Source organism: Mesorhizobium sp. RCAM 05104, from assembly GCF_059683645.1.
The window spans coordinates 3,483,293-3,497,952 of record NZ_CM185033.1 but is presented as its reverse complement, the minus strand read 5'-3'; the positions used below and the strand labels follow the sequence as shown (position 1 = coordinate 3,497,952).

The following is a 14,660-nucleotide window of genomic DNA, read 5'->3' as shown; positions in this document are numbered from 1 at the left end:
TTTTCCGAAAACCGGCAGCCACTTTCCGGGATCATGGTCAGGCAATTTTAAGCCGGGGAATGCTCATTCCATATTGACTATGGATTGGAATTATTATTTCATATTCCCGGCGCCACGCTGCCGCTCGCGCGTGTACCCCAAGACAACAAGGCCGACGGGAGGTTCCAATGAGCGAAGCCGTGGAAGCGAAACATACGCCGCTCGACGTCATCACCATCGGCCGTGCTTCCGTCGACCTCTACGGCCAGCAGATCGGCTCGCGGCTCGAGGACATTACCTCCTTCGCCAAGTCTGTCGGCGGCTGCCCAGCCAACATTTCGGTCGGCACGGCCAGGCTCGGCCTGCGCTCGGCACTGCTCACCCGCGTCGGCGACGAGCAGATGGGTCGCTTCATCCGCGAGCAGCTGACGCGTGAAGGGGTCAATGTCGACGGGCTGAAGACCGACAAGGAGCGGCTGACCGCGCTGGTGCTGCTGTCGGTCGAGGATGAAGGTGTCTCGCCGATGATCTTCTACCGCAGCGACTGCGCCGACATGGCGCTGGCGCCGGAAGATATCGACGAAGCCTTCATTGCCTCGGCCCGCTCGATCGTCGTCACCGGCACGCATTTCTCCCGCCCCAACAGCGACGCCGCCCAGCGCAAGGCGATCCGCATCATCAAGGCCAAGGGCGGCAAGGTGGTGTTCGACATCGACTATCGGCCCAATCTGTGGGGGCTGGCCGGCCATGCCGAAGGGTTCGAGCGCTATGTCAAGTCGGACCGCGTCTCGGCCCAGCTGAAGACGGTGCTGCCCGATTGCGACCTCATCGTCGGCACCGAGGAAGAGATCATGATCGCGTCGGGCGCCGACGACTGCCTGAGCGCGCTGAAGACGATCCGCTCGCTGTCCTCGGCGACCATCGTCCTCAAGCGCGGCGCCATGGGCTGCATCGTCTATGACGGCCCGATCAGCGACGATCTCGAGGACGGTGTCGTCGGCAAGGGTTTCCCGATCGAGATCTACAATGTGCTTGGCGCCGGCGACGCCTTCATGTCCGGCTTCCTGCGCGGCTGGCTGGGTGGCGAAGACCATGCGACGGCGGCGACCTGGGCCAATGCCTGCGGCGCCTTCGCCGTGTCGCGGCTGCTCTGCGCTCCGGAGTATCCGACCTTCGAGGAACTGCAGTTCTTCCTCAAGAACGGCAGCAAGCATCTAGCCTTGCGCAAGGACGAGGCGATCAACCACATCCATTGGGCAACGACGCGCCGGCGCGACATTCCCTCGCTGATGGCGCTCGCCTGCGATCACCGCGTGCAGTTGGAGGACGTGGCGGCGAAAGCCGGCGCCGATCCGGCGCGAATCCGCGATTTCAAGGTGCTGGCCGTCAAGGCAGCGGCAAAGGTCGCCGCCGGCCGCGACGGCTACGGCATGCTGATCGACGAGAAACATGGCCGCAAGGCGATGTTCGAATTCGCGCATCATCCCTTCAGCTGGCTTGGCCGGCCGGTGGAGCTGCCGGGATCGCGGCCGTTGCGCTTCGAATTCTCGCAGGACATCGGCTCGCAGTTGGTCGAATGGCCTGTCGATCACTGCATCAAGTGCCTGTGCTTCTATCATCCCGACGATCCGGCGACGCTGAAGGAAGAGCAGCAGCAGAAGCTGCGCTCGCTGTTCGAGGCGGCGCGGAAAGTGGGCAGGGAACTTCTCATCGAGATCATCGCCGGCAAGCACGGCAGGCTCGACGACACGACCATCCCGCGCGCGCTGGAGGAACTCTATGCGCTCGGCATCAAGCCCGACTGGTGGAAGCTCGAGCCGCAGGCGTCGGCAGGCGCCTGGGCTAAGATCGAAGCGGTGATCCTGAAACACGATCCCTGGTGCCGCGGCGTCGTGCTGCTTGGGCTGGAAGCACCGCAGGACGAGCTGGAAGCCGCCTTCGCCGCCACCGCCAAGGCGCCCATCGTCAAGGGGTTCGCGGTCGGCCGGACGATCTTCGTCCACGCGGCTGAACAATGGCTCGCCGGCAAGATGTCGGATGACGAGGCAGTGGCCGACATGGCGTCGCGCTTCGAACAGCTGACCGAAGCGTGGCTTGCCGCGCGCGGCCGCAAGGCAGCATAAGAAGACGCGGCATAAGGACTGCGGAGGAGAACACCATGAGCAAGACAATCCGCCTGACGATGGCGCAGGCGCTGACCCGCTTTCTCAGCAAGCAGATGACCGAGATCGACGGCAGGAAAGTGCCGATCTTCGGCGGTGTCTGGGCGATCTTCGGCCATGGCAATGTCGCCGGCATCGGCGAGGCGCTTTACCAGGTGCGAGACGAACTGCCGACCTTCCGCGCCCACAACGAACAGGCGATGGCGCATGCGGCGATTGCTTACGGCAAGGCCAATTTCCGCCGCCGCTTCATGGCGGCGACCTCTTCGATCGGTCCGGGCGCGCTCAACATGGTGACCGCGGCGGCACTCGCCCATGTCAACCGGCTGCCGGTGCTGTTTCTCCCCGGCGATGTCTTCGCCAACCGCATCCCGGACCCGGTCCTGCAGCAGGCGGAGGATTTCTCCGACGGCACGGCGACGGTCAACGACTGCTTCCGTCCGGTTTCGCGCTATTTCGACCGCATCACGCGGCCGGAGCAGATCATTCCCGCACTCAACCGTGCCTTGTCTGTGCTGACCGATCCGGCCGATTGCGGCCCGGTGACGCTGTCGCTGTGCCAGGACGTGCAGGCCGAGGCCTATGACTATCCCGAGAGCTTCTTTGCCGAGCGGCTCTGGCACCAACGCCGGCCGCGGCCGGACCGCCACGAACTCGCCGCCGCTGTCGCGGCACTCAAGGGCGCGAAGAAGCCGCTGATCATCGCCGGCGGCGGTGTGCTCTATTCGCAGGCCTCGGACGAACTGGCGAAGTTCGCCGAGACCGCCGGCATTCCGGTCTGCGAGACGCAAGGCGGCAAATCCTCGTTGCCGGACGATCATCCGCTCAACATGGCGGCGGTCGGCGTCACCGGCACCTCGGCCGCCAACCGGCTGGCGGAGGGCGCCGACGTCGTGCTGGCAATCGGCACGCGCCTGCAGGATTTCACCACCGGTTCGTGGGCGCTGTTCAAGAATTCCGGCAAGACCATCATCGGCTTGAACGTGCAGCCCTTCGACGCCGGCAAGCACCGGGCGCTACCGCTGGTCGCCGACGCGGCCGAAGGGCTCGCCGAACTGGGTGCTGCGCTGAAAGGCTGGAAGGCGCCTTCCCCCTGGACCGACAATGCGGCCACCGGCAAGAAGGCCTGGCAGGCCGATGCCGCCAAGGTGACGGCGTCGACCAATGCCGCCTACCCGTCCGACGCGCAGGTGATCGGCGCCGTGCAACGCGCCATGGGCTCCGGCGTGATCCTGCTGAATGCCGCGGGCGGCCTGCCGGGCGAACTGCACAAATTGTGGCAGGCCGGCGCGCCCGGCTCCTACCATGCCGAATACGGTTTCTCGACCATGGGCTACGAAATCGCCGGGGGGCTCGGCACCAAGATGGCGAAGCCCGACGAGGAGGTCGTCGTCATGATCGGCGACGGCTCCTATCTGATGCTGAATTCCGAGATCGCCACGTCGGTGATGCTCGGTTTGAAGCTGACCATCGTGCTGCTCGACAACAGGGGTTATGGCTGCATCAACCGACTGCAGATGGCGACCGGCGGCGCCAACTTCAACAATCTCTTGAAGGACACGCGGCATGAAGTTCTGCCCGACATCGATTTCGCCGCGCACGCAGCGAGCATGGGGGCGATCGCCGAGAAAGTGCCGTCGATAGCGGGGCTCGAAAACGCACTGCAAAAGGCCAAGAAGAACGACCGCACCACCGTGCTGGTCATCGACACCGACCCGCTGGTTTCCACCGAGGCCGGTGGCCATTGGTGGGACGTGGCGGTGCCCGAGGTCTCGGCACGCAGCCAGGTGAACGCGGCGCGCAAGGCGTATGACGAGAAACGGCAGATGCAGAGCGTTGGTGATTGACCTCGGCGCGGCCCCTCACCCTTACCCTCTCCCCGTGAAGGACGGGGAGAGGGGTCGCGAACGTTGACGCTTGTCCCTTCTCCCCGTCCTTACGGGGAGAAGGTGCCGGCAGGCGGATGAGGGGCCGCGCCGACGAAAAGATGAACTGTTCTAAAATGGAGTGACGACTTGAAAGCCAGACTGGGCATGTCCCCCATCGCGTGGTGGAACGACGATCTTGCGGAACTCAGCGATGACGTATCGCTGGAGGAGTGCCTGCGCCAGTCGCGTTCGGCCGGTTTCACCGGCATGGAAATGGGCCGGCGTTTCCCCAATGACCCCGATGTCATGCTGCCGATCCTGAAGGCAGCCGACGTGACGCTGTGCGGCGGCTGGTTCTCGGGCACGCTGGTCGATGAGGACATGGCCAGGAACAAGGACCGCATCCAGCCAATGATCGACCTGTTCCGGGCGGTGAATGCGCCTTGCATCGTCTATGGCGAGGTCGGCCGCTCGATCCAGGGCGACCGCTCGAAGCCGCTTGCCACCAAGCCGAAACTGTCGGACGACGAGATGAAGGCCTATGCGAAGCGCCTCACCGAGTTTGGCGAATGGTGCGCCGAGCAAGGCATGCCGCTGTCCTATCACCATCACATGGCGGCAGTGGTCGAGACCGAGCCGGAGCTCGACGCCTTCATGCGCTATTCCGGAGCCGGCATCCCGCTGCTGCTCGATGCGGGACATCTGGCCTTTGCCGGCGGCGACGTTCTGCGTGCCATCGACAACCACCACAAGCGCATCAACCATGTGCATGTGAAGGACGTGCGCATGGGCGTGATCGAAAAGCTCGACCGCACAAAGCAGTCCTTCCTCGATGCCGTGGCGCTCGGCGCCTTCACGGTGCCGGGCGACGGCTCGCTGGATTTCGGCGCCATCGTGCAACGGTTCGCCGACCATGGCTACGAGGGCTGGTTCGTGGTCGAGGCCGAGCAGGACCCGAAGAAGAACCCGCCGCTCAAAATGGCGCAGGTCGGCTACAAGGAGCTGATGCGAGTGATGACGGCTGCCGGCTATACGGTTGAAACGCAGGGTTTCCCCAATGCCTGATGCGATGGTTCCCTGCGGAGCAGGTTGCTGTAGATTGGCCCGATGAAAGATTCCGAACACCCATTCTTCCGCCCGCTGTGGCGGCGCGTGGCCGTCGTCGCTGTCTGCGTCATCTGGTCAATCATCGAGTTCGCCACCGGCACGCCGTTCTGGGGCGTCATTGCGCTCGGCTTCGCCGGCTACGGCGTCTGGCAGTTTTTTTATCTGTACAAGCCGGCGGACGAGAGCAAGACGACGGCCGAGCCCGAACCGAAGGAGTAACCCGGATGTCGAAGCTGCTGGTGAAGGCCGACAAGGGCCATGGCCGTGTCGCCCATGTGACGCCGGAAAGCGCCGGTTGGAGCTATGTCGGTTTCGACCTGCATCGGCTGAAACCCGGCGAGACGGCTTCCGGATCAACGGATGATCGCGAAGTATGCCTGGTGTTCGTCACCGGCAAGGGCAATGCAAAAGCCGGCGGCAAGGATCTCGGCCCGCTTGGCCAACGCATGTCGCCCTTCGAGGGCAAGCCTTGGTCGGTCTATGTGCCCGAGGGATCCAACTGGTCAGTGACCGCCGACACCGAACTGGAACTCGCCGTGTGCTCGGCGCCAGGATTGGGCGGCGGCCTGCCGGTTCGCGTCATCGCACCGGACGATCTCGGCCAGGAGGTGCGCGGCAAGGGCACCAACACGCGCTACGTCACCAACATCCTGCCGGAGGGCAAGCCGGCCGACTCGCTGCTGGTGGTCGAGGTCATCACACCCGGCGGCCACACATCGAGCTACCCACCGCACAAGCACGACCAGGACAATCTGCCGGATGAGTCCTATCTCGAGGAAACCTATTATCACCGCCTCAACCCGCCGCAGGGCTTTGCCTTCCAGCGCGTCTATACCGACGCCGACAAGGCTGGCCATCGCGCTCTGGACGAAGCGATGGCGATCGAGGACGGCGATGTGGTGCTGGTGCCCAAGGGTTATCATCCCTGCGCCGCCTGCCATGGGTACGACCTTTACTATCTCAACGTCATGGCCGGGCCGAAGCGGACTTGGAAATTCCACAACGCGCCCGAGCACGAATGGTTGATGAAGGCCTGATCGGCCATTGCTTCAGGACCTGATGACTGGTCCAGCACGAAAAAATCGTCGGCTAATGACCCGGCCGCACCGTTTTGTTACCTGAAAGCCAGCAAGGCTTCGTCAATCCGTCATGGAAATCACCTATGGCAGCGGAGCTGACGAGGACTTCCTATGCGCTACGCGATCTATTTCACCCCCCGGCAGGACGAGAAGCTGGCGCGCATTGCCGCCAACTGGCTGGGCCGCGACCCGTTCGGCGCCGCGACAAGACCAGTTGAGGCGGTGGCTGACCTGTCGGCGGCCGAAGTCGCCTTCCATACCGCTTCGGCGCGCCGCTACGGTTTTCACGCGACGCTGAAAGCGCCCTTCCGCCTGGCCGCCAACGAGACGGAAGCCTCGCTGCGCGCCGCGCTCGACGCTTTTGCCGAAGCGACGCCGGTGGTGACAATCCCGCGCCTTGTCGTCAGTCAGATCGACGGCTTCTTCGCGCTGGTGCCGGAAGCGCCGCTGCCGGCGCTCAACCGCTTCGCCGACGACGTGGTGCGCGACTTCGACCGTTTTCGCGCGCCGCTGACCGAAGCCGAGATCGAACGGCGCAGCCCCGATTCGCTGAAGCCGGGCGAATTCCGCAATCTCTGCCAATGGGGCTATCCCTATGTCTTCGAAACCTTTCGCTTCCACATGACGCTGTCCGGCCGGGCGGCGTCACAGGAAAGCCCTCGTCTTCGCCTAGCCATCGACAGCCTGTTCGCGGAGGTTCTGCAACAGCCGGTCCTGGTCGATGCGCTGACGCTGTTTGTCGAAACCGAACCGGGGGCGCCGTTCATGGTGCTCTCCCATCACGCGCTCGGGCGCCGTCAGGCCAGAAGAACCGCCTGAACAAGCCCTGCATGATCAACCAAGGACTGCCTGAAATGACCGCCGAGACTGTTCTCCACAATGCCCGCATCGTGCTTGCCGACGAGATCGTCGAGGGTTCTCTCGTGCTGCGTGACGGCTTTATCGCCGGCATCGATGCCGGCACCGGCCGCACCGGCGAGGACATGGGCGGCGACTACGTCATTCCGGGCCTGGTCGAACTTCACACCGACCATCTCGAAGGCCATTACGCGCCGCGGCCAAAGGTGCGCTGGAACCCGATCGCCGCCGTGCTCGCGCATGACGCACAGGTAGCGACCGCCGGCATCACCACTGTGCTCGATGCCTTGCGCGTCGGCATGGACGAAGACGCCGACCTGACGTTGGCCGACATCCGCAAGCTGGCCGACGCGATCGAGGACAGTGTGCAGCAGGATCGGCTGCGCGCCGACCATTTCATCCATCTGCGCTGCGAGGTTTCGGCACCGGATTGCCTCAAGGCATTCGCCAATTTCGACGGCGACGAGCGGGTCAAGCTGGCATCGCTGATGGACCACGCGCCCGGCCAACGCCAGTTCGTCAATCTCGAAACCTATGCCTACTACTACCAGCGCAAGCTGAAGCTGTCCGACCGCGATTTCAAAATGTTCTGCGAAAAGCGGATGGCGGAATCGGCGCGGAATTCGGCGCCGAACCGGGCGGTGATCGCCGCCGCCTGCCGTGAGCGCGGCATCGTCCTCGCAAGCCATGACGACGCCACCATCGGCCATGTCGACGAAGCGATCGAGCAAGGTGTGCGCGTCGCCGAGTTTCCCACCACGGAAGAAGCCGCAAGGGCCTCGAAAGAGGCCGGCCTCGGCGTGCTGATGGGCGCGCCCAACGTCATGCGCGGCGCCTCGCATTCGGGCAACGTCTCTGCCCGCAGGCTGGCCGGCGACGGACTGCTCGACATCTTGTCGTCCGACTACATTCCCTTCAGCCTGATCCAGTCCGCCTTCTTCCTTGGCGATGTCGTCGAGGGCATTACCTTGCCGCAGGCGGTCGCCATGGTGTCGAAGAATCCTGCCGAAGCCGTTGGCCTGACCGACCGCGGCGTTATCGAACAGGGCCGGCGCGCCGACCTCGTGCGCGTACGCGTCGACGACCATGTTCCGGTGGTGCGCACGGTCTGGCGGCAGGGGCGCCGGGTTGCATGATGGTGTCGGCGTTGATCGAGCGTGAACTGTCCGCCGAAACGTTTCCGATCCGTGACGGCGTCTTCGTCGCCGTTGTGGGCCCGAGCGGCGCCGGCAAGGACACGGTGATCGGCTACGCCCGTGCCCGCTTCGCCGAGGAGACCCGGCTGGAGTTCGTCCGCCGCGTCATCACCAGGCCGAGCGATGCCGCAAGCGAGGATCACGACACGCTGGCCGAGGCCGCCTTCGTCGAAGCCGAAGCCGATGGCGCCTTTGCCGTCTCCTGGGAAGCGCATGGCTTGCGCTATGGCATCCCGGCCGACGTCGACTGGTCGGTCGCCAATGGCCATGTTGCCGTCGCCAACGTGTCGCGCGCGATCATTCCGGTGTTGCGAGAGCGTTATGCCAATCTGGCGATCGTCGAGATCACCGCCTCGCCGGAAGTGCTGGCCGAGCGGTTGGCGATGCGCGGCCGCGAGTCACGCGGCGAAGTGCTGGCGCGGCTGGCGCGCAGCGCCAATGTGACCTTGTCCGGGCCAGGCGTCACCTCGATCGACAACAGCGGTCCGCGCGAAACGGCTGGCGAGCGCTTCGCCGAGCTGCTGCGTAAGGCGATGGCCTTTTCCAACATGTCGGGTCTGATCTAGGTCGCACAAGCTCACGCAGCGGGGTCTTGGCTTCGCTCCACGCGACGCCCACCGCGACTTCAAGGAATCCACGGAATGCCGGCCATCTCGGCCGTCGTTTCGCTGCCGGAATGATGCGCAAGGTCGAGACGCCGCTGGTCGGCTGCGTAGAGTAGCGGCCGCTAGCCTTTGAACGCTGGCAGCGTCAGGCCCTTGACGCCGACGTCGAGCGCGAACAGCCCGCCTGGATGCTTCTGGCGGACGAAGTGACTGGCCGGACGCCGGAGCACGGCCGAGGTGACATAGAGGATGTCGAGGTCCTTGCCGCCGAATTCGCAGCAGGTCGGCAGGTCGGTCGGCAGCAGCACGGTCTGCATCAGCTCACCGTCCGGATCGTAGCGACAGACCTTGCCGGTCACCGGGATGGTCACCCAGTAGCAGCCTTCCGCATCGACGGTGGCGCCGTCTGCGACGCCGCCGGTCACCGTCATGTCGATGAAGGTGCGTCGGTTCTCGATATCGCCGGTGGCGGCATCGAAATCATAGGCCCACACCGCGCCGGCATGGCTGTCGGAGAAATACATGGTCTTTGAATCCGGGCTCCAGGCCAGCCCGTTGGAGCAGCCGATGCCGTCGATCATCTTGTGGACCGAAAGGTCTGGATCGAGCCGGTAGAGCGCGCCGATGAACTCGATCGGCTGGCCCGGCACCTCGAACATCGAGCCCGACCAGAAACGGCCCTGGCGGTCCGGCTTGCCGTCGTTGAAGCGGGTTTTCGGCATATGCGCTTCCGGGTCGGCGATCGCCTCGAACCTGCCGGTTGCCGGGTCGAAGAAATGGAAGCCGTTGGTCATGGTCAGCACCAGGCCACCCTTCTCGCGCAGGCCAAGGCAGCCGAGATATTCCGGCGTCTCGAACACATCGTCCTTGCCGGTCGATGGATCGTAGCGATGGATCAGCTTCTTCCAGATGTCGATCCACCACAGCACGCCGGCCTTCGGGTCCCAGAGCGTGCCTTCGCCGAGCTCGGCCCTGGCATCGACGACACAGGTGATTTCGACCATGGTCAGCCCTCTTTTCTGCGCATCTTGCCGCCAAGCCCGGCAAAGGTCTCGCTGCCGATCGACACGGTGAGCAGGATCACCGCGCCATAGACGATGAGCAGCGCTCCGCTCGACAGGTTCAGCGCCGGCAGCAGGCCGGTGAGAATGGTGAGCACCATGGCGCCGGCGACGGTGCCGAGATAGTGGCCGCTGCCGCCGAGGATCGAGGCCCCGCCGATGGCGACCGCCGCGATCGAGGTGAACAGATAGGCGTCGCCCATGCCGAGATAGGCCTGGCCGGAATAGCCTGTGAGCAGCATGCCGGCGAAGGCGGCGGTGAGGCCGGAAATCACATAGGTCAGGATGGTGGTGCGCGCCGTCGGCACGCCGGAGAATTCGGCGACCGTGGCGCTGGTACCGAGCGCATAGAGATGGCGGCCGAACGCCGCCTTGGAGAGCAGCAGCGTCGCCACCAGCGTCAGCGCAAGCCAGATCAGTGCGATCACCGGGAAGGCGCCGATGCGACCTACCGAAAGGTATTGGATCAAGGCCGGCGCCGAGGGCGTCGGCGAACCGCCGGTCAGCACCAGGATCAGGCCTTGCAGGATGACGTTGGTGGCCAGCGTCATGATGATTGGCGGCACGCCGAACTGGGCGACGCCGACGCCGTTGATCAGCCCGACTAAGGCGCCGCCGGCGAGCAGCAACGGCATGACCCAGACCAGCGGCAGGTCCTGGCCGCCGCACAGCAGCGCCATGACAATCGCCGCCGAATTGAGCACCCAGGGCACCGACAGGTCGATGCCGCCGCCGATGATGACGAAGGTCTGGCCGAGCGCGACGATGCCGACAAAGGCGGCCAGCACGACGGTCGAGCGCATGTTGGAGACCGACAGGAAGCCCGGCGAGAACAGCGCCGTGACCAGGAGCAACACGATCATGCCGGTATAGGCAAGCACGATGAGCCGGTTGCGGGCGAGGAAGGCGTTCATTGGACACGGCCCCTTGCGGCTTTCTCGGCGACGGAACTGGCCAGCACCGAGAGTAGCAGGATGACGCCCGAGGCGACCGGCTGCCAGTAGCTTGACACATGCAGGACGAAGACCAGATTGCCGATCAGGGTGAGCACGAAGGCGCCGATCAGCGTGCCGGCGAGATGGCCACGGCCGCCGAACAGGCTGACGCCGCCGATGACCGCCGCCGCCACCGAAGGCAGGATGTAGTCCTTGCCGATGGTTGGCGAGCCGGCGCCGGTCTGCGTCGTCAGAAACAGTGCCGCCCCCGCCGCGAACAGGCCGGAGAGGCCATAGGTGATGACGTTGACTCGGGTGATCGATACGCCCGACAGGAAGGCCGACTTTTCGTTGGAGCCGGTCGCCTGGATGGTGATGCCGACGCGGGTGGCGCGGAACCACCACCAGAACAGCAGCAGTGCCAGCAGCATCCACACCGGACTGGTCAGGCCGAACAGTTGCGCGTAGCCGAAGCTGACCCACCAGCCTGGCACACTGCCGCCATCGGTCGGCAGGATGATCATGGCGACGCCGTTGAGGATCGACCATGTGGCGAGCGTCACCAGGAAGGGCTGCAGCTTGAGCAGCGAGATCAGCAGACCATTGAGCGCGCCGATCAGGAAGCCGAGCGCGAGGATGGCCAACGCCCAAAGTGCGGTGGTCGAGGCGTCGTCGGTGAAGCGCGTTGCCGCGATCACCGTGCCGAGGCTGATCATGCCGCCGATCGACAGATCAATGCCGCCGCGCACGAGCACGATGGTCTGGCCGGTCGCCGCCAGCATCAGCGTCAGCGCCGCCGCCGTGTCGAGGTTCAGCTCATCCAGGGAAAAGACGCCGGACTGCAGGCTGCCATAGATGGCGACGATCAAGGCCAGCATCAGGCACGCGACGAGGAACGGCGCGCGGTCGAGCACGCGGCCGCGCCAGTCGACGCCCGGCTTGGCGGATTTCATTTCGGCGGGCCTTTGCGCCATTTCCACAGGTTGCTCCGCGATCGCCATCACCATGCCTCAGGCCGCCTCGCTTTCAAGCATTGCGGCGCGCAAAATGCCCGCCTCCGAAATGCGATCGCCTTCGAGCGTCGCTGCCACGCGGCCGTTGCGCATCACCAGCACGCGGTCGGCGACATGGACGAGCTCCGGCATGTCGCTCGAATGGAACAGGATTGCATAGCCCTTGGCCGCGAGGTCGCGCATCAACTGGAAGATCTCCCCCTTGGTGCCGACATCGACGCCGCGCGTCGGATCGTAGAGCAGCAGCACCCGCGCTTGCGTGAGCAGCATCTTGCCGAAGATCACCTTCTGCTGGTTGCCGCCGGACAACGTGCCGGCAAGCTGTTCCGGCGTGCCGGCCTTGATGCGCAGGAAGTCGACCATTTCCTTGACCAGGGCCGCCTCCTTTTGCCGGCTCAGCAAGCCGTTTTCCGTGAAGCGCTTGATGACCGACAGTGTCAGGTTCTCGCGCACGCTCTTGGTCAGAAGCAGACCCTGCCCGCGCCGATCCTCCGGCACCAATGCGATACCGTCTTTGCCGGTCAGGGCCTGGCGCGGATTGCCGATCGAAACCGGCTTGCCCCAGAGTTCGATGGTGCCGCTGGCCTTGCTGGCGCCGAACAGCGCCTGGAACAGTTCGCGCTGGCCGTGGCCCTGCAGACCGCCGACGCCGAGCACCTCGCCCTCGCGCAGCGCAAAGTCGACGCCGGAGAGCCGGCTGCCGCTCGAGAACCCCTTGACGCTCAGCGCGATGCGATCGGTCGCGGTGGCAACGCGCTCGGGATAGAGCCGGTCGAGGTGCCGGCCGATCATCTGGGTGACGATCTCGTTGTCGGAAACGGCGTTGGCTTCGTGTACGGCAATGGTGCTGCCATTGCGGAAAATGGTCAGCCGGTCGGCGATGGCGCGCACCTCGGCCATGCGGTGCGAGATGAAGATGACCAGCCTGCCCTCGGCGGCCAGTTGCCTGGTGAGCTTGAGCAGCCACTCAGCCTCCCGCGCGGGCAGCGCCGAGGTCGCCTCGTCGAGGATCAGGATGCGCGGGTCCTTGGCCAGGCCCTTGGCGATCTCGACGATCTGCCGCTCGGCCAGTGTCAGCCGCCGCAATTCCTGATCGGGACGCAGCGCCGGGAAGTCGTATTTGTCGAGCAGAGCCAACGTCTTGCGGCGCATCTCGGCGCGATTGACGGTGCGCAGAAGCGTTCTTGGTTCGTGGCGGAACCAGATGTTCTGCTCGACGCTGAGATCGGGGATCAGCGACAGCTCCTGGAAGACGGCGGCGATGCCGCGCGCCTGGGCAGCATCCGGATTGGCCGGGCGATAGTCCTGGCCGTCGACCAGGATCGAGCCGCCATCATGCCGCACGGCGCCAGACAGGATCTGGATGAAGGTGCTCTTGCCCGCGCCATTCTCGCCGAGCAGCGCGTGCACTTCGCCGGCGCGGGCGCTGAATGTCGCCTCGCTCAGCGCGACGATGCCACCATAGCGTTTGGACAGGCCTTTGACGGTGACGAGGTCCATGGGCTGCTCTCGAAAAGCTCTCCCGACATCCTGCGATGCCGGGAGACAGGGTCGCGGTGACAGATGTTACTTGCTGCCGGCGGCTTCCGCGGCGGTGATCTCGACCCAGTCGGGCGTGATCGGCAGCGTCAGGCCGGGCGCCTGGTCGGGGAAGGCATTTTCGCCGACCGCGATCTTGATCATCTTGGTGCCGGGGTAAAGCTTGGACTCGAACGGGTCGGTGGTGACGAAGTCCCCCTTGACCGAGATGGAGCGCTCGGCCGGCTTCTTGCCGGTGTCGAGAATGTCGACCGCCAGCTTGATCGCTTCCGAAGAGAGATAGGCCGGGTTCGAGCCGAGGATGCACTTGGCGCCTTGCGTCTGCGCACAGGTAAGCGCGGCGACATTGTAGGAGAAGCCGACGACCGGGACGATGGGCCGGCCGGCATCCTTCAGCGCCTGGATGGCGCCGGAGCCATAGCCTTGCGTCATGATGCCGTCGATCTTCGGATTGGCGGCAAGCAGGGCCGCGACGCCCGATTGCTCCGGCCCGAGCGCGTAATTGCCGTTGTAGTAGCCGACGACCTTGATGTCGGGATATTTGGCCAGCACCTTCTCGTAGCCCTGCTGCAATTGCGCCGAGATCGGCGCGCCCGCAAGGCCGCGGTCGAGGATGATGTTGCCCTTGCCGCCAAGCTGCACGGCCATCCACTCGGCCATGACCGAGGGGATGCGGTCCCAGTCGGAGGCGACGGCGAAAGCGCAGGGCTCGGTCACCACCTGGTCGAAGCTGATGACGACGATGCCGGCGTCGCAGGCCTTCTTGATGGTCGGGTTCAATGCCGAATCCGAACCGGCATCGACGAGGATGGCGTCCGGCTTCTGGCGAATGATGTTGTTCAGCGAGTTGATCTGCGCCTGGACCGTGTTCTCGACGTTCTCGATCTTGAGGTCGACGCGGCCCTTCAGCGGTCCCTTGTTGACCGACACGGTGGCGACACGCTCCATCTGCTGGCGCCAGTCATTGCCGACGAAATTGTTCGAGAGGTAGATGGTGTAGGGCTTCTTGTCCTCGGCGTGGCTAGGCACCGTGCCGATGGCGATCGCGGACACGGCAAGGCTTGCCAGTCCGGCGCAAATTGTCTTCAGTTTCATGATCTCTCCTCCTTGCGTTTCCTGCATCAGCCGGTGACGGACTTCGCCATCTTGGTGGGTGTTGCGTGTAAATTGATACCGGTACCAATGCGCCTTGTCAATTTAAGCCAAGGCGCATTGGAGAGGCCTGGAGGCGACCATTTCGTCACCGATCGGCAGGCAT

General features: G+C 64.7%; 13 protein-coding genes. 8 read left to right on the top strand and 5 right to left on the bottom strand.

Annotation, left to right across the window (positions count from 1 at the left end):
- The first annotated feature begins 167 nt into the window (after positions 1-167).
- The 8 genes from AC56QP_RS17115 (at position 168) to phnN (ending at position 8,815) form a co-directional block, all read left to right on the top strand.
- On the top strand, positions 168-2,102 hold the full coding sequence (locus tag AC56QP_RS17115; RefSeq protein WP_489858861.1) for a bifunctional 5-dehydro-2-deoxygluconokinase/5-dehydro-2-deoxyphosphogluconate aldolase: 1,935 nt from the start codon (positions 168-170) through the stop codon (positions 2,100-2,102).
- A gap of 35 nt (positions 2,103-2,137) precedes the next feature.
- Positions 2,138-3,988, top strand: a complete 1,851-nt coding sequence (iolD, locus tag AC56QP_RS17110) for a 3D-(3,5/4)-trihydroxycyclohexane-1,2-dione acylhydrolase (decyclizing) (protein WP_489858862.1) — start codon at positions 2,138-2,140, stop codon at positions 3,986-3,988.
- A 168-nt stretch (positions 3,989-4,156) separates the two neighbouring features.
- Entirely contained in the window at positions 4,157-5,074 is a 918-nt protein-coding gene (iolE, locus tag AC56QP_RS17105) for a myo-inosose-2 dehydratase (protein ID WP_256752521.1), read from the top strand.
- 42 nt (positions 5,075-5,116) lie between these two features.
- A complete protein-coding gene (locus AC56QP_RS17100; protein ID WP_489858863.1) occupies positions 5,117-5,335 on the top strand; it encodes a DUF3329 domain-containing protein in 219 nt (72 codons plus the stop codon).
- 5 nt (positions 5,336-5,340) lie between these two features.
- The gene (iolB, locus tag AC56QP_RS17095) at positions 5,341-6,153 is read left to right on the top strand and encodes a 5-deoxy-glucuronate isomerase (RefSeq protein WP_489858864.1); all 813 of its coding nucleotides are present in this window, start codon (positions 5,341-5,343) and stop codon (positions 6,151-6,153) included.
- A gap of 153 nt (positions 6,154-6,306) precedes the next feature.
- Positions 6,307-7,014 carry a DUF1045 domain-containing protein gene (locus AC56QP_RS17090; RefSeq protein WP_489858865.1) on the top strand — a complete coding sequence of 236 codons (708 nt, stop codon included), beginning with the start codon at positions 6,307-6,309 and terminating at the stop codon, positions 7,012-7,014.
- Positions 7,015-7,049: 35 nt separating this feature from the next.
- Complete coding sequence (locus tag AC56QP_RS17085; RefSeq protein ID WP_489858866.1) at positions 7,050-8,189, top strand: alpha-D-ribose 1-methylphosphonate 5-triphosphate diphosphatase; 1,140 nt, start codon at positions 7,050-7,052, stop codon at positions 8,187-8,189.
- Positions 8,186-8,815 carry a phosphonate metabolism protein/1,5-bisphosphokinase (PRPP-forming) PhnN gene (gene phnN, locus AC56QP_RS17080; protein ID WP_167365252.1) on the top strand — a complete coding sequence of 210 codons (630 nt, stop codon included), beginning with the start codon at positions 8,186-8,188 and terminating at the stop codon, positions 8,813-8,815. Before AC56QP_RS17085 ends, phnN begins: the two co-directional genes overlap by 4 nt.
- Before the next feature lie 161 nt (positions 8,816-8,976).
- Here phnN and AC56QP_RS17075 read toward each other — a convergent pair whose 3' ends face one another.
- The 5 genes from AC56QP_RS17075 to AC56QP_RS17055 form a co-directional block, all read right to left on the bottom strand.
- Positions 8,977-9,858 (bottom strand): SMP-30/gluconolactonase/LRE family protein, encoded by an 882-nt coding sequence (locus AC56QP_RS17075; RefSeq protein ID WP_489858867.1) that lies wholly within the window; start codon positions 9,856-9,858, stop codon positions 8,977-8,979.
- A gap of 2 nt (positions 9,859-9,860) precedes the next feature.
- A complete protein-coding gene (locus AC56QP_RS17070; protein ID WP_489858868.1) occupies positions 9,861-10,829 on the bottom strand; it encodes an ABC transporter permease in 969 nt (322 codons plus the stop codon).
- Positions 10,826-11,857: an ABC transporter permease gene (locus AC56QP_RS17065; RefSeq protein ID WP_489858869.1), complete on the bottom strand. Its 1,032-nt coding sequence runs from the start codon at positions 11,855-11,857 to the stop codon at positions 10,826-10,828. Before AC56QP_RS17065 ends, AC56QP_RS17070 begins: the two co-directional genes overlap by 4 nt.
- Before the next feature lie 3 nt (positions 11,858-11,860).
- Entirely contained in the window at positions 11,861-13,363 is a 1,503-nt protein-coding gene (locus AC56QP_RS17060; protein ID WP_489858870.1) for a sugar ABC transporter ATP-binding protein, read from the bottom strand.
- 66 nt (positions 13,364-13,429) lie between these two features.
- Positions 13,430-14,497 carry a substrate-binding domain-containing protein gene (locus AC56QP_RS17055; RefSeq protein WP_489858871.1) on the bottom strand — a complete coding sequence of 356 codons (1,068 nt, stop codon included), beginning with the start codon at positions 14,495-14,497 and terminating at the stop codon, positions 13,430-13,432.
- Between the last annotated feature and the right edge of the window lie 163 nt (positions 14,498-14,660).

What these genes read in the sequence shown, in the direction of transcription:
- AC56QP_RS17115 (WP_489858861.1), top strand. Translation starts at nt 168, where the DNA reads ATGAGCGAAGCCGTGGAAGCGAAACATACGCCGCTCGACGTCATCACC.
- iolD (WP_489858862.1), top strand. Translation starts at nt 2,138, where the DNA reads ATGAGCAAGACAATCCGCCTGACGATGGCGCAGGCGCTGACCCGCTTT.
- AC56QP_RS17100 (WP_489858863.1), top strand. Translation starts at nt 5,117, where the DNA reads ATGAAAGATTCCGAACACCCATTCTTCCGCCCGCTGTGGCGGCGCGTG.
- iolB (WP_489858864.1), top strand. Translation starts at nt 5,341, where the DNA reads ATGTCGAAGCTGCTGGTGAAGGCCGACAAGGGCCATGGCCGTGTCGCC.
- AC56QP_RS17090 (WP_489858865.1), top strand. Translation starts at nt 6,307, where the DNA reads ATGCGCTACGCGATCTATTTCACCCCCCGGCAGGACGAGAAGCTGGCG.
- AC56QP_RS17085 (WP_489858866.1), top strand. Translation starts at nt 7,050, where the DNA reads ATGACCGCCGAGACTGTTCTCCACAATGCCCGCATCGTGCTTGCCGAC.
- phnN (WP_167365252.1), top strand. Translation starts at nt 8,186, where the DNA reads ATGATGGTGTCGGCGTTGATCGAGCGTGAACTGTCCGCCGAAACGTTT.
- AC56QP_RS17075 (WP_489858867.1), bottom strand. Translation starts at nt 9,858, where the DNA reads ATGGTCGAAATCACCTGTGTCGTCGATGCCAGGGCCGAGCTCGGCGAA.
- AC56QP_RS17070 (WP_489858868.1), bottom strand. Translation starts at nt 10,829, where the DNA reads ATGAACGCCTTCCTCGCCCGCAACCGGCTCATCGTGCTTGCCTATACC.
- AC56QP_RS17065 (WP_489858869.1), bottom strand. Translation starts at nt 11,857, where the DNA reads ATGGTGATGGCGATCGCGGAGCAACCTGTGGAAATGGCGCAAAGGCCC.
- AC56QP_RS17060 (WP_489858870.1), bottom strand. Translation starts at nt 13,363, where the DNA reads ATGGACCTCGTCACCGTCAAAGGCCTGTCCAAACGCTATGGTGGCATC.
- AC56QP_RS17055 (WP_489858871.1), bottom strand. Translation starts at nt 14,497, where the DNA reads ATGAAACTGAAGACAATTTGCGCCGGACTGGCAAGCCTTGCCGTGTCC.